The organism is Sporomusa sphaeroides DSM 2875, from assembly GCF_001941975.2.
Lineage (GTDB): Bacteria > Bacillota > Negativicutes > Sporomusales > Sporomusaceae > Sporomusa > Sporomusa sphaeroides.
The window spans coordinates 4,679,669-4,703,481 of the sequence record NZ_CP146991.1 but is presented as its reverse complement, the minus strand read 5'-3'; the positions used below and the strand labels follow the sequence as shown (position 1 = coordinate 4,703,481).

At 47.0% G+C, this 23,813-nt stretch carries 20 protein-coding genes and 1 tRNA gene; 15 read left to right on the top strand and 6 right to left on the bottom strand.

The window, feature by feature from the left end; genetic code table 11:
* Positions 1-91: 91 nt before the first annotated feature.
* A complete protein-coding gene (locus SPSPH_RS21675) occupies positions 92-1,606 on the bottom strand; it encodes a Ppx/GppA phosphatase family protein (RefSeq protein WP_083945557.1) in 1,515 nt (504 codons plus the stop codon).
* A 700-nt stretch (positions 1,607-2,306) separates the two neighbouring features.
* Here SPSPH_RS21675 and SPSPH_RS21670 point away from each other — a divergent pair.
* From SPSPH_RS21670 to SPSPH_RS21630, 9 genes are all read left to right on the top strand, one after another.
* A complete protein-coding gene (locus tag SPSPH_RS21670) occupies positions 2,307-2,480 on the top strand; it encodes a hypothetical protein (RefSeq protein WP_158027078.1) in 174 nt (57 codons plus the stop codon).
* Positions 2,481-2,562: 82 nt separating this feature from the next.
* Complete coding sequence (locus SPSPH_RS21665) at positions 2,563-2,721, top strand: hypothetical protein (protein ID WP_158027077.1); 159 nt, start codon at positions 2,563-2,565, stop codon at positions 2,719-2,721.
* Between the two features lie 424 nt (positions 2,722-3,145).
* Positions 3,146-3,709: a GH25 family lysozyme gene (locus tag SPSPH_RS21660; RefSeq protein ID WP_075756260.1), complete on the top strand. Its 564-nt coding sequence runs from the start codon at positions 3,146-3,148 to the stop codon at positions 3,707-3,709.
* Positions 3,710-3,988: 279 nt separating this feature from the next.
* Positions 3,989-5,536 carry an HD domain-containing protein gene (locus SPSPH_RS21655; RefSeq protein WP_075756259.1) on the top strand — a complete coding sequence of 516 codons (1,548 nt, stop codon included), beginning with the start codon at positions 3,989-3,991 and terminating at the stop codon, positions 5,534-5,536.
* A gap of 5 nt (positions 5,537-5,541) precedes the next feature.
* Complete coding sequence (locus SPSPH_RS21650) at positions 5,542-7,665, top strand: RNA degradosome polyphosphate kinase (RefSeq protein ID WP_075756258.1); 2,124 nt, start codon at positions 5,542-5,544, stop codon at positions 7,663-7,665.
* 121 nt (positions 7,666-7,786) lie between these two features.
* Complete coding sequence (locus tag SPSPH_RS21645) at positions 7,787-8,077, top strand: hypothetical protein (RefSeq protein WP_075756257.1); 291 nt, start codon at positions 7,787-7,789, stop codon at positions 8,075-8,077.
* A gap of 279 nt (positions 8,078-8,356) precedes the next feature.
* A complete protein-coding gene (locus SPSPH_RS21640) occupies positions 8,357-9,055 on the top strand; it encodes an AzlC family ABC transporter permease (RefSeq protein WP_075756256.1) in 699 nt (232 codons plus the stop codon).
* Positions 9,052-9,387, top strand: coding sequence for a branched-chain amino acid transporter permease (locus SPSPH_RS21635; protein WP_075756255.1), 336 nt, complete (start codon positions 9,052-9,054; stop codon positions 9,385-9,387). Before SPSPH_RS21640 ends, SPSPH_RS21635 begins: the two co-directional genes overlap by 4 nt.
* A 109-nt stretch (positions 9,388-9,496) precedes the next feature.
* Entirely contained in the window at positions 9,497-9,823 is a 327-nt protein-coding gene (locus SPSPH_RS21630; RefSeq protein ID WP_075756254.1) for a YnfA family protein, read from the top strand.
* Between the two features lie 105 nt (positions 9,824-9,928).
* Here SPSPH_RS21630 and SPSPH_RS21625 read toward each other — a convergent pair whose 3' ends face one another.
* Complete coding sequence (locus SPSPH_RS21625) at positions 9,929-10,303, bottom strand: hypothetical protein (RefSeq protein WP_075756253.1); 375 nt, start codon at positions 10,301-10,303, stop codon at positions 9,929-9,931.
* Positions 10,304-10,513: 210 nt separating this feature from the next.
* On the opposite strand from SPSPH_RS21625, the gene SPSPH_RS21620 reads away from it, so the two are divergent.
* Positions 10,514-10,903 carry an ACT domain-containing protein gene (locus SPSPH_RS21620; protein WP_075756252.1) on the top strand — a complete coding sequence of 130 codons (390 nt, stop codon included), beginning with the start codon at positions 10,514-10,516 and terminating at the stop codon, positions 10,901-10,903.
* Positions 10,904-11,106: 203 nt separating this feature from the next.
* Positions 11,107-11,185 (top strand) — tRNA-Arg (locus tag SPSPH_RS21615).
* 497 nt (positions 11,186-11,682) lie between these two features.
* Here SPSPH_RS21615 and SPSPH_RS21610 read toward each other — a convergent pair.
* Together SPSPH_RS21610 and SPSPH_RS21605 are read right to left on the bottom strand one after the other, a co-directional pair.
* Positions 11,683-11,856: a hypothetical protein gene (locus SPSPH_RS21610; RefSeq protein WP_158027076.1), complete on the bottom strand. Its 174-nt coding sequence runs from the start codon at positions 11,854-11,856 to the stop codon at positions 11,683-11,685.
* 212 nt (positions 11,857-12,068) lie between these two features.
* Entirely contained in the window at positions 12,069-14,120 is a 2,052-nt protein-coding gene (locus SPSPH_RS21605) for a catalase (protein ID WP_109298177.1), read from the bottom strand.
* Between the two features lie 175 nt (positions 14,121-14,295).
* On the opposite strand from SPSPH_RS21605, the gene SPSPH_RS21600 reads away from it, so the two are divergent.
* The 4 genes from SPSPH_RS21600 to SPSPH_RS21585 all read left to right on the top strand — a co-directional run bounded on the left by SPSPH_RS21600 (position 14,296) and on the right by SPSPH_RS21585 (position 20,773).
* Complete coding sequence (locus SPSPH_RS21600) at positions 14,296-14,931, top strand: flavodoxin family protein (RefSeq protein ID WP_075756250.1); 636 nt, start codon at positions 14,296-14,298, stop codon at positions 14,929-14,931.
* A 243-nt stretch (positions 14,932-15,174) separates the two neighbouring features.
* Complete coding sequence (locus SPSPH_RS21595; RefSeq protein ID WP_083945556.1) at positions 15,175-16,272, top strand: iron-containing alcohol dehydrogenase family protein; 1,098 nt, start codon at positions 15,175-15,177, stop codon at positions 16,270-16,272.
* 225 nt (positions 16,273-16,497) lie between these two features.
* Entirely contained in the window at positions 16,498-19,155 is a 2,658-nt protein-coding gene (locus tag SPSPH_RS21590) for a calcium-translocating P-type ATPase, PMCA-type (RefSeq protein ID WP_075756249.1), read from the top strand.
* Positions 19,156-19,420: 265 nt separating this feature from the next.
* The gene (locus tag SPSPH_RS21585; protein WP_075756248.1) at positions 19,421-20,773 is read left to right on the top strand and encodes an amino acid permease; all 1,353 of its coding nucleotides are present in this window, start codon (positions 19,421-19,423) and stop codon (positions 20,771-20,773) included.
* Between the two features lie 37 nt (positions 20,774-20,810).
* On the opposite strand, the gene SPSPH_RS21580 is transcribed toward SPSPH_RS21585, so the two are convergent.
* Together SPSPH_RS21580 and SPSPH_RS21575 are read right to left on the bottom strand one after the other, a co-directional pair.
* Positions 20,811-22,217, bottom strand: a complete 1,407-nt coding sequence (locus SPSPH_RS21580) for an FMN-binding glutamate synthase family protein (protein WP_075756247.1) — start codon at positions 22,215-22,217, stop codon at positions 20,811-20,813.
* A gap of 4 nt (positions 22,218-22,221) precedes the next feature.
* Entirely contained in the window at positions 22,222-23,640 is a 1,419-nt protein-coding gene (locus SPSPH_RS21575; RefSeq protein ID WP_075756246.1) for an FMN-binding glutamate synthase family protein, read from the bottom strand.
* Positions 23,641-23,813: the final 173 nt, after the last annotated feature.

Sequence of the window (23,813 nt, the reverse complement as noted above, 5' to 3'; positions counted from 1 at the left end):
ATTCGCAGCAGTCATGCTTATAGTCTTACTGTAGTATTATTCTAGATTTTGGTAAATATGTACGGCAAACAGATTTTTAGCCGGCACCGGGTTACTCGATAATCAGATCAAACCCCAGTTCTTTTTTAAACCACTTGCGGTGCTGGGCTGCGGCCTGGCGTTCAATGCTTACCGGGTCATCGGTGATCAGCTTTAACACGGCCTGGCTGCCGGTGATCGAGGGCTCAACATCCTGTACCAGGCCAAGCTGGGTTGTTTCCAGACTTTCGGCCAGCGCCAGGAGCAGGGCCATTTTGCGGGCTGTCTGCCAGTTATGCTGGTCAAGAAATTCGCTGTAGATTTTGTTGCGGACATATTTGGCAGAGGCGCCGTTATGCCAGCCGGCCACTACGGCCACCAGCATCTGCTCCCGGTGGGTCAGGCCGAATAAGCGGGCATTCTCAACAAGGTAGGCGCTATGGCGGGCATGATCATAGTAATTGATGGTAATGCCAATATCATGCAGCAAGGAGGCTACCCGGAGCAGTTTCCGGTCCCGGCTGGTTAACCGCAAAATCGAGTGCCATTTGTCAAACATGGTCTCGGCCAGTCTGGCTACATGCTCGGCATGGGCTTCATTGCCTTTATAAAATAATAACATATTGCGGGTGGAGTGCAGCAGAATATCGGGAATGAGTCCGGGCTGCTGCTGCTGGGCCAGGTAATGCTCCAGGAACATGCCCTCACGCACGCCACAGCCGCTAATAATAATATTGGTGGCTTGCGATACTTCGAGCAGTGCTTTGACAATGGTTGTGCCGGCGATAATAATATCAGCCCGCTCACTGCTTAGGCCGGGGTACTTGCGGCGTTGGGCCATATTGGTTTTAACCAGTCCCCGCCACACCTCGTCAAAGGCCATGGAGCCAAAGCGGTAGTTATGGACTTTGGGAAACGGATAATTTTTTTGTTTTTGGTCGATTTTGGCAATATTCCGGGCGGTACCGCCGACACCTACGATGGGAAGATAGAGGCGTCTAAGCCAGGGCAAGCGTTCCAGGTGGCTGATTATATACTCGCGCATGGCGGCGAGTTGTACCTCGCTTGCTTTGTCCTGGGTGTTAAAGCGTTCTGTCAGATTGACGGCACCAAACGGCAGACTGGCAACCGCGGCCGGCAGGCGGTCTTTAATCAGGGTTACTTCGGTGCTGGCGCCGCCTAAATCAAAGAGCAGGGCGTTGTCCACATCCAGGGTATTAATGATGCCGGTATAGCCCAGATGGGCTTCCGTCTCGCCGCTGACTGCTCTGAGCGGGATACCGGTATGCTGATGCACCAGCTCAAGAAACTCATTGCCATTTTTTGCATTGCGCACGGCGGCGGTGGCTACCGCCAATATCTTATCCACGTTTACCAGCTCACACATATGGGCAAAAATTTTCAGAGTACCAATGGCACGCCACATGGCCTCATGGGTAAGTACGCCTGTTTCGGACATGCCTTCGCTCAAGCGTACCGATTCTTTTTGGTTATACACCAGATTATAAGCGCCATTGTGGTAAATGTGCATAACGATCAGACGGGCTGAGTTTGACCCCAGATCAATGATTGCTACCCGTTCGGTCAAAGTAGTTTCAACTCCTAACTGCATTTGCGTACAGGATATTTAGTAACATATTCGCTATGATTGGTAAAAACCTTGCTGGCATTCTTCTACATAATATATTTTTTTTACGCCTATGAAATGAGTCATACTTAGCTTTTCCATTAATGGTGTTCAATATCTCCGATTAGCAGTAAACTCGGCAGTTTGCTCTTGGGGATTGACAGTCCCCTTAAAAAAGTACATATAAATGTAGCATAATGTTTGCTCTGAAGCAAGTGTTATGCTACATTTGAGACATAGAAAGGCGGTGAATATAATGTGATCAACCGGTGGGACATAATAAAAGACTTGGTAATCACATTGTAACAAAAGTGAAAAAGCAAACCAAACGAATTGACTGGGTAATGGTGTTCATTTTCATCCTATGGCTTGCTTCGGTTGATTTTAATAATATGGCGTGGCATTCATGGCTTGCCGGTGGGTTAGCTGTCGGTTATCTGATATTCTATGCAGTCAGGCGGGTAGGTAATCGATGAAGTACGAATTCGAAGCAGAGCGGGGATTTAATTCAATTTATCACCGATAACCTTGTGGCTACACGTGTAGCCATGGAAATACCGGGCTGCACACGCCAGAATACCGATGATTTAATTAAACGTGATAAATCAGACAGGAAATAACTTATTTTTACAGAATCTAATCCTCGAAAGGGGTTGGTATTATGAAATGTTTAATTTGTGATAATGACATGCCTTTTGACTGTAGCTGCTCAGATATGGGGAAACGAATTCAACTGGTCAGGGATGCTAAGCTGATTGCTGTTAGTGAGAAATTGTTTAAAGAGTTTTCGAAAACAAAACTTGGGATAGATGTGGATGATTTTAAAAAAATATAGCTTCTTTACCCGGGTTTTTTATGGCGCAAACATATGTTCCGTGTTATAATAGACTTATAGTTCATAAAGGCAGGGAACCAGTATGCAAGAGCAAAAAGAATTGTGGAAAGAAGTAGAGCGATTACAAGAAATACTTCATGAAACAGTTAGTAAGAAGGGTGTTAATTCACCCGAATCAAAACGAGCAATTGAAGCGTTTAGAAACAAGATGGAAGAATATAACGATTCGGTGAAGCCCTAACGTCCTTCGGGACGTTTTTCTTTTACCATAAATAAAAGGCCTGGGTAGTTAACCCAGGCTTTGGAGGCTAGTCTCGGTGATAGATTTGATGGTGATGGTAGGCTTTTATGCCAACATACACTAAAGCACCTATAGCCAGGACTTTTAATAATGGTGAGTCGCCACAACCGCATTCACGTTGATGCGAGCGCCTATGATGATGACAGAACATTATTAACCACCTCCTAATTTAGTTTGCCACATATCTGTAGTAATTATTTTTGGAGGTGATGCGATCAACTGCATTGACAGACGCAGCCGTACTTGGTTGATAGGCGGTGCGTCACCTTCAAGCGGGGTTCGCGGTAATCAGAAAATGCGAAGGCGGCTGATACGCCGGATTGGCATCAGCAACATATAGTATCATAAAGGAGGTAGTGTACTAATGAAGGGTATTGACGTAAGTTATCATAACGGTGTGGTAGATTGGCAAGCAGTCGAAGCTGCCGGTATTGAATTTGTAATTGTCCGCAGTTCTTATGGTTTACAGTCGAAAGACCCAATGTTTGCTCAACACGTGGCCGGAGCAAAGGCTGTTGGCTTGAAGGTTGGCGCCTATCACTACTCTTATGCATTGAGTGTAGCCGATGCAATCCAGGAGGCAGCTAACTGCCGGGAAGCAATTGACAGTACCGGGCAATTATTTGAAATGCCGGTATGGTTTGACATGGAGGATGCAGATGGCTACAAAACAAGAAAAGGCTTTGCCTTTGACAGAGCAGAGATAACGGCCATGTGCAAAGCTTTTATTGACAATGTTGGCTTGGATTGCGGTGTTTACGCCTCCTATTTTTGGCTTTGTGATTATATTGATTGGCGGTCGCTAGGCTGTGCCGTGTGGAATGCTCAGTGGTCAAAAAAAGATGATATCAAGGGCTACATGTGGCAGTATACAGATCGCCTGGAGATTGGCGGCAAACTATTTGACGGCAATATCTGCTATATATAAAATGAGTGCGGCGGCTGATACAGCTTTTTCGTGTACTAATTATAATTTTGCACCCTTATGGGTGCATTTTTTACTTATAAAACCAGTATAGATTATCTAAATATTTCTAAGCTAGTAACAGGCTAGTAACAAATATGCGGCAAACTCCAAGGAGTGGCCGGGATTGTGTTAATTTACAGTTAATTCAGTGTTAAGGAACAAAAAAATACAGGAATTTTAGTTCTAATTGTCGAAGATTTGAATATTATAGAAATTATACTAGCGTTTAGGAGGGGCCATATGGCCAGACATGCACCCGAAAGGTTTGCCGCTATTCATGTCGGATCAGAACAAATTGGCGTCCAGATTGTGGAATATACCAATCTGGATGATTTCAGAATTGTGGAACAAAGTTATCGCCAGGTCATGTTGGGTGAGGAAACTTTTAAAACAGGACGCGTCAGCTTTAGCGCCGTAAGTGAGATTTGTGAACTGCTAAAAGGCTATCGCCGTCTGTTGTCCGAATATGGTGTGCGGGATTACCGCCTGGTAGCCACCACGGCTATCCGGGAAGCTCAGAACCAGCCGTATATCATCGACCAGATTAAAATCAAAACCGGCTTTTCGGTAGAAGTTTTTGAAATGCCGCAAGAAATATTTTACAAATACGTATCACTGGTTAAAACCGTGAACGACCGGGGACTGATGAACTCCTGTGATTGTATGCTGTTTGTCGATATTTCCTCAGGCGGTCTGGGCTTTACCCTGTACAAAGACAGCAATCTTACCTACCAGCAGAACATTCACATTGGTGCGCTGCGCATTAAGGAAAGCTTTGATAAAAGCCAGCGCGACTCCGCCCACTTTCATCAGGCGCTTTCCGAATACATCAAGAGTACCATCGAACCGGTAGAAAAGGAAATGAGGCAGCATAGTATCAAACGTCTGGTTTTGTCAGGCACTGAAACCAAGCTGCTGGTGAAAATGCTGGGCAAGGACCAAGGCAAGATTACTTTTGTCAGTTTGTCCGAATTTGACAGCCTCTATAAGCAGGTGCGTTCGCTTAACCTGCCGCAAATCATAAAAAACTTTCAACTGCCCGAAAATAAGGCAGAAATGGTGCTGCCAACCATTGTATTGTATAAGCAGGTCCTGTCCCTGACAAATCCGCAAGAAATGCTGATCTTAAGTGATCAGTTTATGGATGGCGTTGTTGTTAAGCATATTGCCGAAAAAACCGGACATGAACATAAGCAGCTTATCCAGGACCAGCTTATCAGCCTGTGCTGGGAAATTGGCAAGAGATATTACTATGACCCTGTCCATGCAGCCGCTGTGGAAAAATGGTCGCTGCTCTTATTTGATAAATTGGCGCGCATTCACGGTTTAGGCGAGCGTCACCGCCTGCTGTTAAAGGTTGCCGCCATTCTTCATGACATTGGTAAACATGTGAACCTGAGGAAACACTATTTCTATTCCTACCGGCTGATTATATCCTCCGATTTTATGGGCTTTTCCGAAGCTGAAAAACATGTAGTTGCGAATATCGCCTACTATCACTCCAAAGGAACTCCCTCCGATAATGACCCCACCTTTGCTTATTTGACGCCAAATCAGAAAGTTACAGTTGCTAAGCTTTCGGCGATCATCCGACTGGCCGATGCTCTTGATCGCAGCCACCGGCAGAAGATCAGTGAAGCAGAGGTTGCTTTTCGCGGTGATGAACTTGTCATTACTGTAACCAGCAGTGAGGATATGTCGCTGGAAGGTTGGACTTTTGCCGATAAAGCCGACTTTTTCGAAGATGTTTTTGGCATTAAGGCGACATTAATCAGAAAGGTAGGGTAGCGACAGTGGACAAAGACAAAAGTTGTGATATACATGATGACCCGGAATATTTTTTCAACCGGGAGTTAAGCTGGCTTAAGTTCAACCGGCGGGTGTTAGGCGAAGCCGATGTTAAACCTACACCGCTGCTGGAACGTCTCAAATTTATCGCCATTACCAGCTCTAACCTGGATGAATTTTTTATGATTCGTGTAGCCGGCCTCAAACATCGGCTGGAAGGCGGGATCAATAAGGTTGACGCTGCCGGTTTATCGGCGAGCCAGCAATTGATTTGCATTACCGAAGACACCCACGAACTGGTTAAGATCCAGTACCGGTATTTGAAAAATATAATGTCCGAGCTGGAAGAGAAGGATATTGCGTTTAAGGATATCGCCAGTCTGGATGAACGGGCACAGGAATGGATGGAGAACTTTTTCAATAACACCATTTTTCCGGTTATTACCCCGATGGCAGTGGATGCCGGTCATCCGTTTCCCTTTTTGGCCAATCGCAGCCTGAATCTTGCGATATTGTTATGCCAGGAAGCCGGCGATGACCATGCCGCCGTTGTCCAGGTTCCCGCCGTACTGCCGCGGATTGTGGAGGCTCCCTCTGCCGGTGCTAAGCGGCAGTTTGTCTTCCTGGAGGATATTATCAAGCATTATTGCGGTCATTTATTCCATGGATATAACATTAAAGATGTAGTGCCTTTTCGCATAACCAGAAATGCCGACCTTTCCATTGATGAAGAGGACGCGGAAGACCTGCTGGCCGAGGTTGAGAAATCGCTGCGCCAGCGAAAACGCGGCCAGGCCGTGAGACTGGAAATCGGCAAAACCAGCAACAGGCCTTTAAAGCAATTGCTGGTGCATAACCTGAATATTGAAGAACAGGATGTCTACGAAATCTCCGGTCCGCTGGATGCGGCTTGTTTCTTTAAATTTAGTGATCTGCCCGGGCTTGAGCATTTGCGGCACAGTCCGGTAGTGTCCTACCCGCCGAAGGAGCTTGCGGGTGTTGTCGACTTATATGAGGCGATCAAGCAGCAGGACATTTTATTACATCATCCGTATGAGTCCTTTCAGCCGGTTATGGAGTTTGTCCGGCAGGCTGCCTGGGACCCGAAGGTCCTGGCAATCAAACAAACCCTGTACCGGGTCAGCGGCAACTCGCCGATCGTCAAAGCTTTGGCGCAGGCAGCCGAAAATGGCAAGCAGGTTACGGTACTTGTCGAGCTAAAAGCCCGTTTTGATGAGGAGAATAATATCCTGTGGGCCAAACGTCTGGAAGAAGCAGGCTGCCATGTCATTTACGGCCTGGTTGGCCTCAAAACCCACGCAAAAATGGTATTGGTTGTCAGACAGGAACAGGACGGTATTAAGCGTTATGTCCATATGGGCACAGGCAACTATAATGACGCTACGGCCAAAATCTATACCGATATGGGGCTGTTTACCGCCAACGAGCAGTTTGGTGCCGATGCGTCAGCCTTCTTCAATGTACTGTCAGGATATTCCGACCCGCCGGTGTGGAACAAAATTGTGGTTGCCCCGCTGGGACTTCGGGAGAAAATTAAGGAACTTATTGATCGCGAAATCGAATTTGCCCAGACCGGCAGCGGCGGTCACATTATTGCTAAAATGAACTCACTTGTGGATAAAGATATTGTCTTAAAGTTGTATGAAGCCTCCTGCAAAGGGGTTAAAATTGACCTCATCGTCCGGGGAATTTGCGTACTCAGACCGGGAGTGGCCGGCGTTAGCCACAATATCACGGTACGCAGCATTGTCGGCCGGTTTTTAGAACATCACCGCATTATTTATTTCGGTAATGGCGGCGATGAGCGGATATTCTTATCCAGCGCCGACTGGATGCCGCGCAATCTCAACGAACGTGTGGAGCTCTTTTTCCCGGTCGAAGATCCAGAGCACATTAAACGGATCAAAGATATGCTGGACCTAACACTGGCCGACAATCAAAAGGCCTATATTATGAGAAAAGACGGTACCTACCGGCGGGTTGACAGGCGCGGCAAAGCCATCAATTCACAAAAGGAATTTTATACTCAGGCTCAGGCAGATGCCCAAACACCGGATATCACCATGGAGCAGCGGCTTAAACCGATGTACCGCCGGGCCGTGGAATAAGCAGTTTATACCGGCAGGATTTTGCACCCTGCCGGTATAATATTAGGATATGTGGAAATAATGTGTTTCTACGATTATGATGCTGATTTTTTAAAGCGGAACAGAGGAAAGAGGCGATACTGTGGAAAATAATTTTAAGGTGGCTGTTCAGTATAACAACAAATGCGGTTATATTGAATATGATCAGGCAAGTAAAACGGTGAAAGTGATATTTGATGACGCGGCTGTCCGCCAAATCATTGAAACCTACCTGGCAGCAGAACATGTTATCCGGGTTCCCGGTGAAGGGCTCTTGGATTTCCGCGAGGAAACCATCCGCCCGGCGGAAAGTGTGGAAAGTCTTAAAACCGCCCTCACCCGCATCTGGGGCAGAACAGGCGTACATGTAGATTGGAGCCGGCCGGTAGCGTGACGAAAGCGTCACGCTTTACTTTTTTCACCGGTTTACACAAGTTATCCACAAAGTTATCCCCAAAACACCTGTTTTTGGGGATAACTTTGTGGAAGTTGTGGGGAAAAAGCGGTATAGGGGTTACCGGATACTTAAAAAACAAGCTTTTTTCTGTGGATAAGTCGGAATGTTGTGCATGTGGATAAATAGAACAGTAGGGCTTGTGGGTAAAAGCATGACTTGTGCACACAAGACTAACCGCATTGTTGGCAATTATAGAGAATTGTGGGGATTATGATTATGGGAGAAAAGATGAAAGCCCTGAAAGCGGCTTTTCCACATACGATTCCTGTTTTAACAGGTTATCTTTTTCTTGGTTTTGCCTTTGGCATATTATTAAGCAGTAAAGGATATTCTGTGGGCTGGGCAATTGTAATGAGTACCGTAATTTATGCGGGGGCCATGCAATTTGTGGCAATCGGTCTGCTCACGACAGTTTTTCAACCGTTGTCTGCCTTGCTAATAACCCTGGTAGTTAATGCCAGGCACCTGTTTTATGGTATTTCTATGCTCAGACAGTTCAGTGGGACAGGCAGGAAAAAACCGTATTTGATTTTCGGACTTACTGACGAAACCTTTTCGATACTTTGTTCGGCCGAACCGCCTCAGGACGTAGACCGCGGCTGGTTCATGTTTTTTATCAGCCTGCTCAATCAGGCCTACTGGGTCATTGGCTCCGCCTTGGGCGGGATTTTGGGTTCCATGGTCGCCTTTAACACCAAGGGCATCGACTTTGTTATGACCGCGCTGTTTGTAGTCATCTTTATCGAACAATGGAAATCGCAGAAATACCATGCCCCGGCTATTATCGGTATAGCTGCATCGGCGCTGTGTCTGTTGCTTTTTGGTGCCGGTAACTTTATTATTCCGTCTATGATAATGATTGTTGTGCTATTAACCCTGCTTAGAGCAAGGCTTGAAAGGAGAGCGGCAGAATGATCCAGACAGTCCAGCAGTCTTTGCTTATTATTGCGGTCATTGCTTTCGGAACGCTTCTGACAAGAGCGTTGCCGTTTATTCTGTTTCCTGACAGCAATAAAACGCCGGCATATATCCTCTATCTGGGCAAAACTTTGCCCTTTGCGGCCATCGGGCTTTTAATCGTGTATTGTTTGAAAAATGTATCCCCTTTAGCTGCCCCTTACGGTATTCCTGAAGCTATAGCCATCGGCGCAATTGTACTGCTGCACTTGAAACTGAATAATACCCTTCTCAGTATTGGCGGCGGCACAGTGCTCTATATGCTTTTAGTACAACTTGCCTTTGGGTAAAAGCTGTGGCAGGAGGGCATTTGTAAAATTTCCTTTTATTTACGCTTTGCCTAAAATCTGCTATAGTAAATAGATGGATGAAAACGATTATCAATCAGTGGGGGAGAGTATGGAACTTTTAAAATCAATAGGCTATTTTATCCTGGCAGGCTTATTTGAGATTGGCGGCGGCTATCTGATATGGCTTTGGCTAAGGGAAGGCAAAGGGATTAGCTATGCGGTCGCCGGTGCCGTAATTCTTGTCTTGTATGGGGTGATACCAACCTTGCAGCCGGCGAACTTTGGCCGGGTGTATGCCGCCTATGGCGGAGTGTTTATCGCCTTGTCCATTCTTTGGGGCTGGGGTGTAGATAAGGTTGTACCGGATAAATTCGATATTATCGGCGGTGTGATATCGTTGATTGGGGTTATGATTATTATGTATTGGCCCAGATGAGCAGCAAGCAGGGGAACTGTCTTGAGGATGGATTTTGCCATAACAAAAAAATAAGCATCTGTAGTTAATTACTCTACAAATGCTTCGGGCCTTTATGCGGCTGTTTCATTTACCGTTTAGGGAAAAATGCGTTTGGCTTTTCCTGGTTTCATATATTTCTATTTCAAGCAAAAACCGTTCGATGATTATCCTGTTAATCATCTCCTGCACCTGCCTGGCCGTCTCATCAACACCGGTTTCAATGGAGGCTATGAGGGCTTTCCGCTCTTCAAAAGTCAATGTTGGCGGTACTGATAAATTGAAATTTGGTTCAAACCATGTATTGGCATAGTTCTGAATAAAACTCATCATCCGTGCGGCAACCGTGTCAATGAAATTGCGCTCATCTGACACATTGCACAACCATTCCCGCATAAGCTTCTCTATTTCCGGTATATTGGGTTCATACTTGTCAGGAAACGGAATTACCTTTGCTGCCACATGCATTCCTCCTATAAGTGCTTAAAATTCTACGACTTGATTATCGCATGCAATTATTAAAAATCTATTTACTGTCAAGGCCAAAATGTCAGGGGATAGTAGCATGATATGGGTGTGGCAGATACTGTCGACGACATACAGGAAAGCAAAAACAACATTGACTGGATTTCCGGATAGTGGTGAGGCTGTTATGAGGAGGGGAGGTAAGTAATGACAGAAAAATTAAAGTTCGAGGTTTTAGTTGACACACTGGGTGTTTGCCGGCTGTGTGCAAGCCAGAGTATTCCGCAGTGGGCATACCAGGGCGAGTTTTTTTCCATTACGAAAACAACGGAGGAGCTTTCTATTGTCTGCTCTGAGGTGGTTATCCCCGAAGATGTGGTCTGTGAAAGAGGCTGGCGGGCACTAAAAATTGCCGGCATACTGGATTTTAGCCTGGTAGGCATATTGTCGGTGGTAGCCACAATACTTGCTAAAGTCAAGGTAAGCATTTTTGCTGTTTCTACCTACAATACAGATTACATTTTGGTAAAAGCCAAAGACCTGGAATGCGCTTTGCAGGCACTTGGGCATGAGGGTTATGACGTAGTGATTCAGTGAGTGGCAGTTTAGAAAGAAAATTGGCAATACCCGACAATTGACAATGCCTCATTCAAAATGCTATACTAAATAGCGTTATCTTTAGTATTGCCACTACTGCCGAAGTCGCTAATTATGCTGGGTTGACATCATTTGAGCAACCGTCAATTGCATGTTTTGGTATGGAGCAAGAGGCTAGAAATGGCGAAAAAGATATGAAATCTGCGTCCGTAGCTCAGGTGGATAGAGCGGTGGTTTCCTAAACCGCGTCTTGCGGGGGTTCGAGTCCCTCCGGGCGCACCAGAAAGAACAAGCCTTCCGGCGTTTGGCTGGAAGGCTTGTTTGCGTTTTGTAAGCAGGGTTATCGCTGGGTTTTAACCGAATATTTACAAGGTCTTAACTAATTATCTTGATTTTTGGTATATTATTAAGTTAGTCATTATTAACTGAAGGTGGTGTTAGTGATGGAGAAGGCACCTGATAATTTGGAGATTACTTTAACTGAAGAAGAACTGGAAGAGTTGCTGGCCGACTTACCTGATTTTATTAGAGAGTTAGAAGAAAGTGTAGCTTAAAACTTAATGGGGAAGCATTGATTAGCCGCTTGATCCTTCTGGATGAAGTGGTTTGTTCTTTATACCTGCCCCTGTGGCCGTGTAATCAGGGAGTGGCAATTATAGCGGTGAGGCCATTAATTACCGCCAAGGAGAAGTCAATCTGTCAAAATATACAATAACCAAACCGATGATAGCTATTAATATTACGATTGCAAATATTGTCATGACGTCCTCCTGGCTGGATTACTCTGACAAAGCGTCATAAACATTTTGATTTGCTTTAACAGCAGGCTCATCACGTAATTTATCCTGAATTGCACCGCTTGTTGGCGGATTATTGTATTTGACCGGTGCTTGCTCGGACACGTTTTTATTGAAGCTATCTTGTTGAGTTGCTCCACTATCACCTTTAGACATGTTTAATACCTCTCAGCTTTTATTTTTTAGTGTTTCCAGGAAAGATGAAGATTATTTCCGGGGAAAATAGGGTCAGGTTGACTTACCTTCTAAACCGCGTTTTGCGGGGGTTCGAGTCTCTCGGGCGCACCAGCAACAAACCCGTGTAAATCTTTGATTTACACGGGTTTGTTGTGTTTAACAGAATTTAGTTTTGCGTGCCGCTGAGATTATCAGAGCTTTCGCTGAAAATGGCGACCTTGTGTAAGTCCTTCCAGAAACGCAGCAGTATAACTCTTCATGTTGCCGGTTAGATCGCAGATGACGCCTGGTTCCGCATTTTGTCCAGGTCGCAACAGGGTTAGCATAGCTGTCGCTTCACCGCTCAGACCGATGGTCTTATAATGGTTAAAGGTGTCTCCGAGGAAACTTTGTACATCTGCCGAGCCTTTGAGGGACTCTATATGGGAGCCGCCAGGGATATAAACAGCATCGTAAAAGACGGCGGCCGTGGTGGTGTAAGTCTGGGTACACTCTACCGTGCTGTTATCCTGAGCAGTGGCTGGTCCAAGCTTGCAGGATACCACATCAAAACAAGCACCGGCGGCTGTGAGAGCGGAGGTAATAGCATCAAACTGTGCTTTGTCGAACCCGTTTCCAATCAGGATAGCTACCTTTCTGGTTTTCGGGCTATTTGCAGTATTGGCCATACTGAGTGCGGCTGAGGAAACTGTTGTAGGATTTGCCGTGTTGGCCGGAGGGGTGGCGCCCAAGCCTTCCGCAACCTTTTGGGCCAGTTCCGGATCAACATTGCCCAGCATATCCACAAGCTTTTGGTGGGTATTCTTATTTTTGCATTTGCCCAGCTCGAACCGGAAAGCATCAATAATGTGCTTTCTTTCCCAGTCAGACATACTGTTCCAAAACAACGCCGGCTGGGTGTAGTGATCCCGGAAGCTCTCACTGCGTTCCCGGACAATGTGGCCATCCACCTTTTCCTGATAGTGTTCGAAATGGCTTTCACCGGCGCGGGCGGCGTGAGGCTCTCCCATATTCAGGGAGTTGGGATAGTAGCTGGTTTGCCCCTTGTCAATGGTCATGCGGTGCATGCCGTCCCGTTGGTTGTTGTTAACCTTGGGCAGCGGGCGGTTAATGGGAAGCTGTTGGAAGTTGGGACCTCCCAGACGGGAAATCTGGGTGTCCAGATAGGAGAACAGCCGGCCCTGGAGCATAGGATCATTGGTAAAATCGATGCCTGGCACCACATTGGCCGGACAAAAAGCCACCTGTTCTGTTTCGGCAAAAAAATTATCCGGATTCTGGTTCAGTGTCATCTTGCCGATTTTCTGCACAGGGATTAACTCCTCAGGCCAAAGCTTGGTGCAGTCCAGAATATCGAAATCAAACTTGAACTCATCCTCTGGAGCCAGCACCTGAATGCCAAGTTCAAATTCGGCCGGATTGCCATTTTCAATATTCTCCCAAAGGTCCCGGCGGTTAAAATCAGGATCTTTGCCAGCAGCCTTCTGGGCCTCATCCCAGACGAGGGAATGGACACCCAGAATAGGCTTCCAGTGAAATTTTACAAATTTAAACTCACCTTTGGCGTTGACCAGACGGAAGGTGTTAATGCCAAAGCCCTCCATCATGCGATAGCTCTTGGGAACAGCGCGGGGAGACATCAGCCACATGACATTGTGCATGGTCTCCGGAGTATTCACCACAAAGTCCCAGAAGGTGTCATGGGCTGAGGCCGCCTGGGGCATTTCATTGTTGGGTTCCGGTTTTAAGGCATGGATGAGATCAGGGAACTTAATGGCATCCTGAATAAAGAACACCGGCATGTTGTTGCCAACAATATCATAGTTGCCTTCCTGCGTGTAGAATTTGACCGCAAAACCACGGACATCCCGTACTGTATCCGCAGAACCGCGAAAGCCTGCAACGGTGGAAAAACGGACAAAGACCGGCGTAACCAGCTTGGGATCGCTGAGAAAATGAGCTTTTGTCAGATGAGTAAGGTTTTTATAAACCTGAAAATAACCATGTGCTCCTGACCCGCGAGCGTGAACAATGCGCTCAGGAATTCGTTCATGGTCAAAATGGGTAACTTTTTCCCGGAAGATAAAATCCTCCATTAGGGTTGGGCCGCGTTTGCCTGCTTTGAGAGCATCATCGGTGTTACTAATACCAACACCCTGATTGGTGGTGAGATAACCGCTGTCATGGCTGACCCGGGCGGCGTCAAGATCTAAGTCTTTTGGATTTTTACTTTGTTGTTTCATACTAACCCCCCATTCCGCGATTTCCATAATAGGTAGTATTATCCTGAAAAATGAATTTATGCAAAGCACCATTTTGGTGCGGACTTGTGTAGCTGTATTTTCCAATATATAATGGTACTGATAAAGGCGCTTTCTGTGCCAATAATTTAGCGATGCTGTTTAGGAGGCGTAAATTATGAAGGTAGTTGCTTTTAATGGAAGTCCCCGCGCGAAAGGTAATACCCATCATGCACTTGCCGTTGTCGGGGAAGCTCTCAAAGAAGAAGGCATAGAATTTGAACTCATTCATGTTGGCAACCAGGTTATAAGAGGTTGCACGGCCTGTATGGGTTGTGTCAAAAATCAGGATGAACGCTGTGTATTTGGCGATGACGGGGTAAATGACTGGATTCAGAAGATGAAGGAAGCTGATGGAATCGTATTAGGCTCACCGGTTCATTATGCCGGCATTGCCGGGACAATGAAGTCCTTCTTAGACCGGGCCTTTTATGTGACTTCGGTTAACAAGTCCATGCTGCGGCATAAAGTTGGCGCAACCGTGGTGGCGGTAAGGCGGTCGGGCGGTGTTTCAACCTTTGATTCGCTGAACCACTATATCACGTATTCCGAGATGCTTGTACCGACGACAAATTACTGGAATGTCACTCATGGTCTTAAACCCGGGGAAGCGGAACAGGATGAGGAAGGTAATCAAATTATGCGTGTTTTAGGCAAAAATATGGCCTGGTTATTAAAGGTTCTGGCTGCCGGTAAACCTTTGGTACCTCCTGTCGCCCTGGAAAGAAAGAAAATGACAAACTTCATTCGATAAGATAAGCATGCAATAAGAGTCCGCGCCACTTTTGGTGATACGGACTCTTATTGCTGTTTTGTCAATGAAAAGACCGGATTATTTACGGTTTGTAATACCCTTGACGAACTTATGGCCTGTCTATATACTAAAAGAATACTACGGGTATCGATTACAGAAGGATTGCTAGTGATATTTTGATGAAAAAAAGCTGCAAAAGCTGTGAGATTTACATCACAACTAAGTATAGGGAGTGGGTAGCTTGTGAGAACAATAATTGAAAGGGTGGATTTCCCCTGTAAAGTATTTCGCGGCTTTGGCGCATTGGGTTCGCTGGGGGATTATTGCAAGACTTTAGGAACAAAAGCGTTTATTGTAGGTGGCAAAACCGCGTTGACCAAGACGGAGCAGAAGCTGCATGTCAGTCTGGAAAAGGCCGGAGTTAGCATTGCCGCAAGCCGGTGGTATGGCGGAGAATGTTCGCGGCGCAACATCAATGAGTTAGTTGCGGCAACAAAACAATCGCAAGCCGATTGTGTGATTGCCGTTGGCGGTGGCAAGGCACTTGATATTGGTAAAATCATCGCCTGGGAATGTCAGCTGCCGGTTATAACCGTTCCGACTATTGCAGCGACTTGTGCTGCGATTACTACGGTATCGGTTGTTTACACTGATGAGGGTGAGTTCGTCGAGATAGTGTCTTTTGATGAATGTCCGGCGGCAACCGTCATTGATACTGAGGTTATTCTTGATGCGCCTGTCCGCTGGCTGGCGGCCGGTATGGGCGATACCATGGCTAAATGGTATGAGTATCGCGTCAGTATCGAGTGTGCGGAGAAAACCAGTATGACCTTGGCTGCGCTGGCAAACGGCAGGTTATGCTATGATTTGATTGAGCGGTTTGGCGGTGAAGCCCGGCAAGCCGTGGAGTCGAAAATATTCCATGAAGCCTTGGATTCGACGGTGGATGCCATTATTTTATATGCAGGGCTGGCTTCGATTTTCGGCGGGGAAAAAATCCGGTCCGCCGCCGCACACGGCCTGCATAACGGCTTAACCAAAATACCGAGAGCGCATGAAGTCGGACATGGGCTGCTTGTTGGTTATGGCAACTTATTTTTGTTGGCTTTGGAAGACCGTTCGGATGCTGAAATTATTGAAGCAATACATATTGCCGAACGTTGCGCGGTTCCCACAACGCTGAGTCAGCTCCTTGACCTGACTGCAGAGGAGCTAACAGTGGTGGCTGCGGCGACGATATTGACTCCGGACATGAAAAATATGCCGTTTACCGTTACCGCCGATATGGTTTTACAGGCTATACGCCGGGTGGACAGTTTGGCCGGCAGCCTGAAAGCCTGATTGTCAATAACTAATCCGCATTTTTTATTTTGCTGTAGGTACATAACCATGGTTACAGAGGGTTAAACTTTTCAAGAATGCATCAATCGGATTAAGCGGTCGCTGCGCCCGGATTTTTATCCCATCGGCTGCCGCTGTCGCCAAAGGCTCGGAGTAAGTCGTATTTTCTTTATTGGATGAATAACACTTGTCGTGATTATGTAACAGAAAGGAATGTGACTGATTATGTGGTTTGCAAAATCGGCGCCGGAAGTTCTTACAGAATGTAAGGTCGACCCGGCTACGGGGCTGACTACCGAAGAAGCGCAGGCCCGGCTGGCTCAGTATGGTGAAAATAAGCTCGAGGGTAAACCTAAGAAAAGTTTAATAGCGCTATTTTTTTCCCATCTTCAGGATATGCTGATCTATGTGCTGCTGGGGGCGGCCGTTATCACCCTGGTAATTGGTGAATATGTAGACGCAATTATCATTCTGTTAGTAGTATTCTTAAATGCGGCTATTGGTGTTATCCAAGAGTACAAAGCAGAAAAAGCGGTTGAGGCGCTGCAGCAAATGACTACGCCGAAATCACTGGTAAAACGTGACGGACAAATCCAGGAAATTAACTCTGAAGACATAGTAGTAGGCGACATTGTGGTCATCGACGCGGGGCGGTTTATCCCTGCCGATATCAGACTGATTGAAAGCGCCAACCTTCAAATAGAAGAATCGGCGCTAACCGGCGAATCGGTTCCCTCTGAGAAAGATGCCAACAACATACACCCGGACCCGAAGACGCCGATTGGCGATAAAACCAATATGGCCTTTATGTCAACTCTGGCTACCTATGGCAGAGGCGAAGGGGTTGTTGTCGCCACTGCGATGGAAACGGAAATTGGCAAAATTGCTAAGATCCTGGATGAGGATATTGAAGAAATGACTCCCCTGCAAAAGCGTCTGGATGAACTTGGCAGGGTTTTGGGTTTTATTGCTATTGCCGTATGTGTGCTCATTTTTATTATCGCCTTTTTCCAAAAACGAGATTTATTTGAGATGTTCTTAACCGCCATAAGTTTAGCTGTTGCCGCTATTCCTGAAGGTCTTCCGGCAATTGTTGCCATCGTTCTGGCGCTGGGTGTCACCAGAATGTCAAAGATAAACGCAATTGTTAAAAAACTGCCTGCGGTTGAGACCCTCGGCTCTGTAAGTATCATATGTTCAGATAAAACCGGCACACTCACCCAGAACAAGATGACGGTGGTGAAGTTTTATACATTAGATAACCTTCAGAATGTCCCGTCAGAAGGAACCGGGTTTGAGGCCAGGCAGGAAGAACAGGAATTAATGAAATCCTTTGTCCTGTGCTCTGACGCCACCTATGAAGATGGCCAGGGCACCGGTGATCCTACGGAAGTTGCTTTGATTGTGCTGGGGGATAAATATGACCTGTCAAGGCAAAGGCTGCATACCGAGTATAAACGGGTTGGTGAAAAGCCGTTTGATTCTGACAGAAAGCTGATGTCCACCCTCAACCAGGAGGGAACTGGCTACAGAGTTCATACCAAAGGCGCTATTGATAATATTTTAAAAATAGCCAAAAACGCTTTGGTCAATGGTCAGGTTGTCCCCTTAACGGCAGAGATGAAAGCAAACTACTTACAGGTTGCTGAGGCAATGTCAGACGATGCCTTGCGGGTGCTTGGCGCCGCCTATAAAGATACGGATCGTGTAATTGACCCGGAGGAAATGGAGCAGGACCTGACTGTTTTGGGGATTGTCGGCATGATCGACCCGCCCAGACTGGAGGTTAAGGACTCGATAGCCCAAGCTAAGAGCGCCGGTATTACACCGGTTATGATAACCGGTGATCATAGGAATACAGCGGCTGCGATTGCCAAAGAACTGGGCATCGCCTCGGCGCTGGAACAGAGTATTACGGGTACGGAAATAGATGCCTTGTCAGAGGAAGAATTCGCAGGTAAAATAAACAGTTATCGGGTATTTGCCAGAGTATCACCCGAACATAAGGTTAAGATTGTTAAAGCCTATCAGGAACAGGGAAATGTTGTTTCGATGACCGGTGACGGTGTTAATGACGCACCTTCTTTAAAAAATGCCGATATCGGGGTTGCCATGGGTATCACCGGCACAGATGTGTCTAAGAGTGCCAGTGACATGATCCTGGCAGATGATAATTTTACAACCATTGTCCATGCCATCGAAGAAGGCAGAAATATATACAATAACATCAGAAAATCGGTAATATTCCTCCTTTCCTGCAATCTGGGCGAAGTTGTCGCTATTTTTGCTTCGGTACTGTTCTTTTGGCCGGTGCCGCTGCTGGCCACCCAGATACTTTGGATTAACTTAATCACCGATACCTTGCCGGCGATTGCCCTTGGTGTTGATCCCGGCGATAAGGAAGTTATGAAGAAAAAGCCAAGAGATCCCAAGGAAAGCTTTTTTGCCGGCGGTGCCGGCGCCAGAGCGGTGCTTGGCGGAACCTTAATCGGTGTTCTTACCTTGGTCGCCTTTTACTTTGGTTTGAACGAATACGGCTATAGCCTGGGATCTGCCAATATACCGGATGAGGTATTAACATATGCAAGAACTATGGCATTTGTAGTTCTTGCCGGTTCCCAGCTGTTTTACTCATTTGCCATGAGGAGTCCTACGAAGTCCATTTTCCAGCTTGGCCTGTTTTCCAACAAGTATTTGGTGGTTGCAGTAGTCGTTGGCTTTATGCTCCAGCTTGGGGTTATAACGATACCCTTTCTTGCCGATGCATTTAAGCTGCAAATGCTTTCCGGCGGAGACTGGGGGATTGTCATCCTGTTTAGTCTAATCCCCTTGACCTTAAACGAGATAGCTAAAATATTTATGAGAATGACGGCAAAGAATTAAATATAAGGCAACAACTGTATAAAGGCTCCACAGGCACTGGTTCTGCGGGCCTTTTCTCTTTCCCTACTGCTGGGGCAGCGATTGCAGGTATATCTGTCCGGATTAGTGAGTATACTTTTGTCTTGTGGAAATGAACATCCGGTAAAAGAGGTAGTAATTTTTTTGTACAATCATATCAAAGCGGCAGGAGTTTTTAAGTTTTCACATAATATTATGATAGGTTGCGGGGTAATGAAATAGAACGAGAGTAGAAAGGCGGAAAACCATGGACGAAAGTCATACACAACAAGAAGTACGGCGTGGCCTCAAGAATCGTCATATTCAAATGATTGCGCTGGGGGGAGCTATTGGCACAGGGCTGTTTTACGGCTCGGCTACAGTGGTGAAAATGGCGGGACCGGCGATTACCTTATCCTATCTGGTTGGCGGTATTGTTATCTTCTTTATTATGCGGGCGCTGGGGGAAATGTCGGTAGCCCATCCGGTATCAGGTTCTTTCAGTCAGTATGCTTATCAATACTGGGGTGAGCTTCCGGGCTTCATTTCCGGCTGGAACTATTGGTTTAATTATGTGGTTGTTGGCATGGCCGAATTATCGGTTATCGGCACTTATATTAATTATTGGATTCCGGATATTCCCACCTGGCTGTCGGCGCTGGTGTGTCTGGTAGTTGTTACCCTGATTAATGTAATTAATGTAAAGGCCTATGGCGAGTTTGAATTTTGGTTTGCTATTATCAAGGTGCTGGCCATCATCGGCATGATTGTTTTTGGTGTGGCGATGATTTTTTTCGGCATCGGCAATGCGGGACAGCCTGTGGGGCTTAGTAATTTATGGGCCCATGGTGGCTTTTTCCCAATGGGTCTCTATGGGGTGGTTATGTCACTGGTATTGGTCATGTTTTCCTTTGGCGGTGTCGAGCTTGTGGGTATTACGGCCGGCGAAGCCGAAAACCCGGAAAAAACCATTCCTCAGGCCATTAACCAGGTAGTCTGGAGAATTCTGCTGTTTTATGTAGGGGCGATGATTGTTATTTTAGCCATATTCCCCTGGAATGCCATTGAGACAACAGGCAGCCCGTTTGTTCAGATATTTTCGCATGTAGGTATTCCTTCGGCGGCTCATTTGCTGAATTTTGTCGTGCTTACAGCCGCCTTATCGGCGTATAACAGCGCTTTGTACAGTAATGGCAGAATGCTGTACGGGCTTGCCAAGCAAGGCAATGCGCCGAAGTTTTTGGGCAAACTCAATAAGGCGGGCGCGCCGGTAAATGCCGTGCTGGTTTCAACGGCGTTTACTTTAATCGTGGTATTAATAAGTTATTTGGACCCGGCCAAGGTTTTCTTATATTTTATGGCCTTAGCCACCATCTCAATTATTATTAACTGGGCCACCATATTGCTGGTTCAGTTAAAATTCCGCAAACATCACCAGCAAACCAACGAACCAATTTTGTTTAAAATGCCGCTGTATCCGTTGGCGTCTTATTTTGCCCTGGCCTTTTTAGTGTTGGTTGTCGGTATTATGGCACTGATGCCTGAGATGCGCTACTCACTGTATATTGCCCCGGTCTGGTTGCTGGGTTTGTATTTTGCCTATAAACTAAAAGCCAAGTAAACAAGTATATTTGTTACCAGCAAAAATCCGCAGACTTTTAGTCTGCGGATTTTTTTGCGCCAAGCGCCTGCTTTACGCCGGTAATGTCGGCAGTAATGGAATCTAAAGCAATCAGGTCATCAGGCTGAAGCTCGGCTAAGGAAGACCGGCCCAAAGCCCGCATGGCTTCTTCCATTTCAGCAGTCATTGCAGTCAGTACATTGGCCACGCTGGTAGCGGCTTGCCCGACCGAAAGCTGTGTTTTGGCCGGTGAATTGTAATATACCAGGGCGGTGGGCGGTTCCCAGGGGGCGATTTTGGTGATTTGATTATGTGTCAGGGCAAACAGAGGAATCGTACCCAGCGAGACGGCGTCCGCACCGAGGGCCAGGGCTTTTAGACATTGGCCTGGGGTAAAATATCCGCCGGAGATGATTAAACTAACCGGGGTGTTTGCCAAAAACCGTTTGGCCCGAACCAAAGCGCATAAACTGGGCAGCCCGAAATCATCTTGTTTGGTCGGGATGGAGGCATGGGATCCGCCTTCGGCACCATCAATGGCGATGGCATCAAAGCCTAAAGCTACGGCCAGCGCTAAATCTTCTTCCAGGTTCTCGGTCGCCATGATTTTAAGTGCAATGGGGATGCCATTGGCTCTTTGGCGCAGCCTTTGCATGAAAATGGGCCAATCCTCCGGCCTTTGTATCCCCGGCGGTGCGGGGAGTGGGATGGCCGGCTCGCCGGCGGCTAAGCCGGCCAGCCGGCGCGCTCTGCCGGCAATATCTGCCGCCTTGGTGCGGGTTGAACCGATGCTGCCGCCTTGTCCCATTTGCACCTCCAGCATGTGGGCGGCGGCAATTTGCTGATCGGTTCTTCCGCCCCACGGCCAGCGGCAAATTTGTAAAATGAATTTGCCGGCAGCCTGCGGTTCCTCGGGGAGAAAAGGACCCTCACCGGAATTTGTCGCCGTCTGCAGGGTTTTCGACGCTTTGGCCAAAGCCAGTTTCGCCTCTTCGCTGAGCGCCGTGCCATAAGCCATGCCGGCAATCAGTAAAGGGATTTTTATGGTCAGCGGTTTTTCCGCTTTAGGACCGAGGGTTACGCTCATATCGATTTTAGCGTCTTCAGGCAAGGAGAATTTAGTCATTTGCCGGGGAGCGAACATAAGGTTATCATAGCCAAGAAACTGTTTTGGCGAGCCAGATGGCCTTTCGATAAGTTTTCCCGTTTCGGCACGCAGACTCATCTCAATTAAATTTAAGAGCGACAGGCGCTTTACGGACGGAAACAACTCGGCCAGATTCTGATCGTAATCTTCCGTAAATAGTTTGGTTAGCGCGTCGTCAGAGATACGATTCATGAAATAACGAAAAAGAGGTTTGGCCAGAACGAGCAATACTGCCGGCATAAGAACCAGCAAAAGCAGTATCAGCAGCAACAGCGTATCTGTTATCAATATGGGCATAGTGTCATTCCTTAACAGGCTGGTTGTTACCGGTAATCAGCATTTCCTTCACTCCTGTAATCTCTGCCGTGGTGGAATCCAAAGCAACAAAATCATTAATACTAAACTCTTTAAAAGAAGCCTTCCCCAAAGACCGCATGGTCTCTTCCATTTCCAGCACCATTGAGGTGATTACATTGGCTGCACTGGTGGCAGCCTGACCGATATCAAGCTGGTTTTTGGTCGGTGAATTGTAATATACCAGAGTGGTAGGCGGTTCCCAGGGGACGACTTTGTTAAGCTGGTTGTGGGCGAGGGCCAATAGCGGCACGGTGCCCAAATAGATGGCATCCGCCCCTAAGGCCAGGGCTTTAAGACACTGGCCTGGCGTAAAAAAACCGCCTGCCACCACTAAACTGATGGAAGTGTTTTTCAGCAAACGTTTGGCCCGCACCAAAGCATAGATGTTAGGTATACCGAAATCATCCTGCTTAATGGGAGCGGTGGCATGCGAGCCGCCGCCGGAACCGTCAAGCATGACGGCATCAAACCCCAATTGAATCGCCATCGCCAATTCCTCTTCCAGCCGGCCGGTAGCCATAAGCTTCAAGGCTATGGGAATACCATTAGCTCTTTGCCGTAATTTCTGCATAAAAGCAGGCCAGTCTGCCGGCGTTTGCACCCCGGGCGGCGCCGGCAGGGCAATTGCCGGTTCACCGGGAGCCAAGCCTCCCAGGATGCGGGCTCTGCCTTCCACATCGACCGCATCGATGCGTGAGGTTCCCATATCGGCTCCTTGCCCCATTTGCACTTCTAACATATCGGCGGTGGCAATTTGCTGATCGGTTCTCCCACCCCACGACCAGCGGCAGATTTGCAGGATGAATTTGCCGGCAAGCAGCGGTTCTTCGGGTAAAAACGGACCTTCGCCGGAATTGGTGGCTGTTTGCAGGATTTTTGACGCCTTGGCTAAAGCCAGCTTGGCCTCTTCGCTGAGGGCCAAGCCGTAGGCCATGCCGCCGATCATCAGGGGGATTTTGAGAGTTAACGGTTTTTCCGCCTTGGGGCCAAGGGTTACGCTCATATCTATGCGGGTACTTTCAGGCAGAGCAAAGGAAGTCAGTTGCCGGGGGGAAAGCATGAGGTTATCATAGCCGGCGAAAGACTTAGGTGAACCTAAGGGTCGGGCGATGGCTTTTCCCGTTTCGGCACGTAAGCTCATTTCGATCAAATGCAAAAAGGAAAAACGTTTCAGCGAGGGGTAGAGTTCGGCAAGATTCCGCTCATATTTTTTGGTCAGCAGCTTGGACAGCGCAGCGACGGTCATACGTTTTATAAAAAAACGCGCAATCGATTTAGCAAACAACAATAATATCAGCAATACCAAAAACGGTAAAAGCAGCAGTAGCAGCAACCATTGGGACTCGGCTATGAACAGTTCCATAATCGTCTTCCTTAACAACCCTTTATCTTTATTAGGGAATAGTATTTGATATTTGCCCTTGGTTTAAACCGGATTTGCGGGGCAGGCAGCGAAGAACTTGGGCGGAAGAGCGGCTACTTTGCAAAAATATGGCAATACTATAACGTAATTCTTAGGTGGGGATAAAGGGAGGG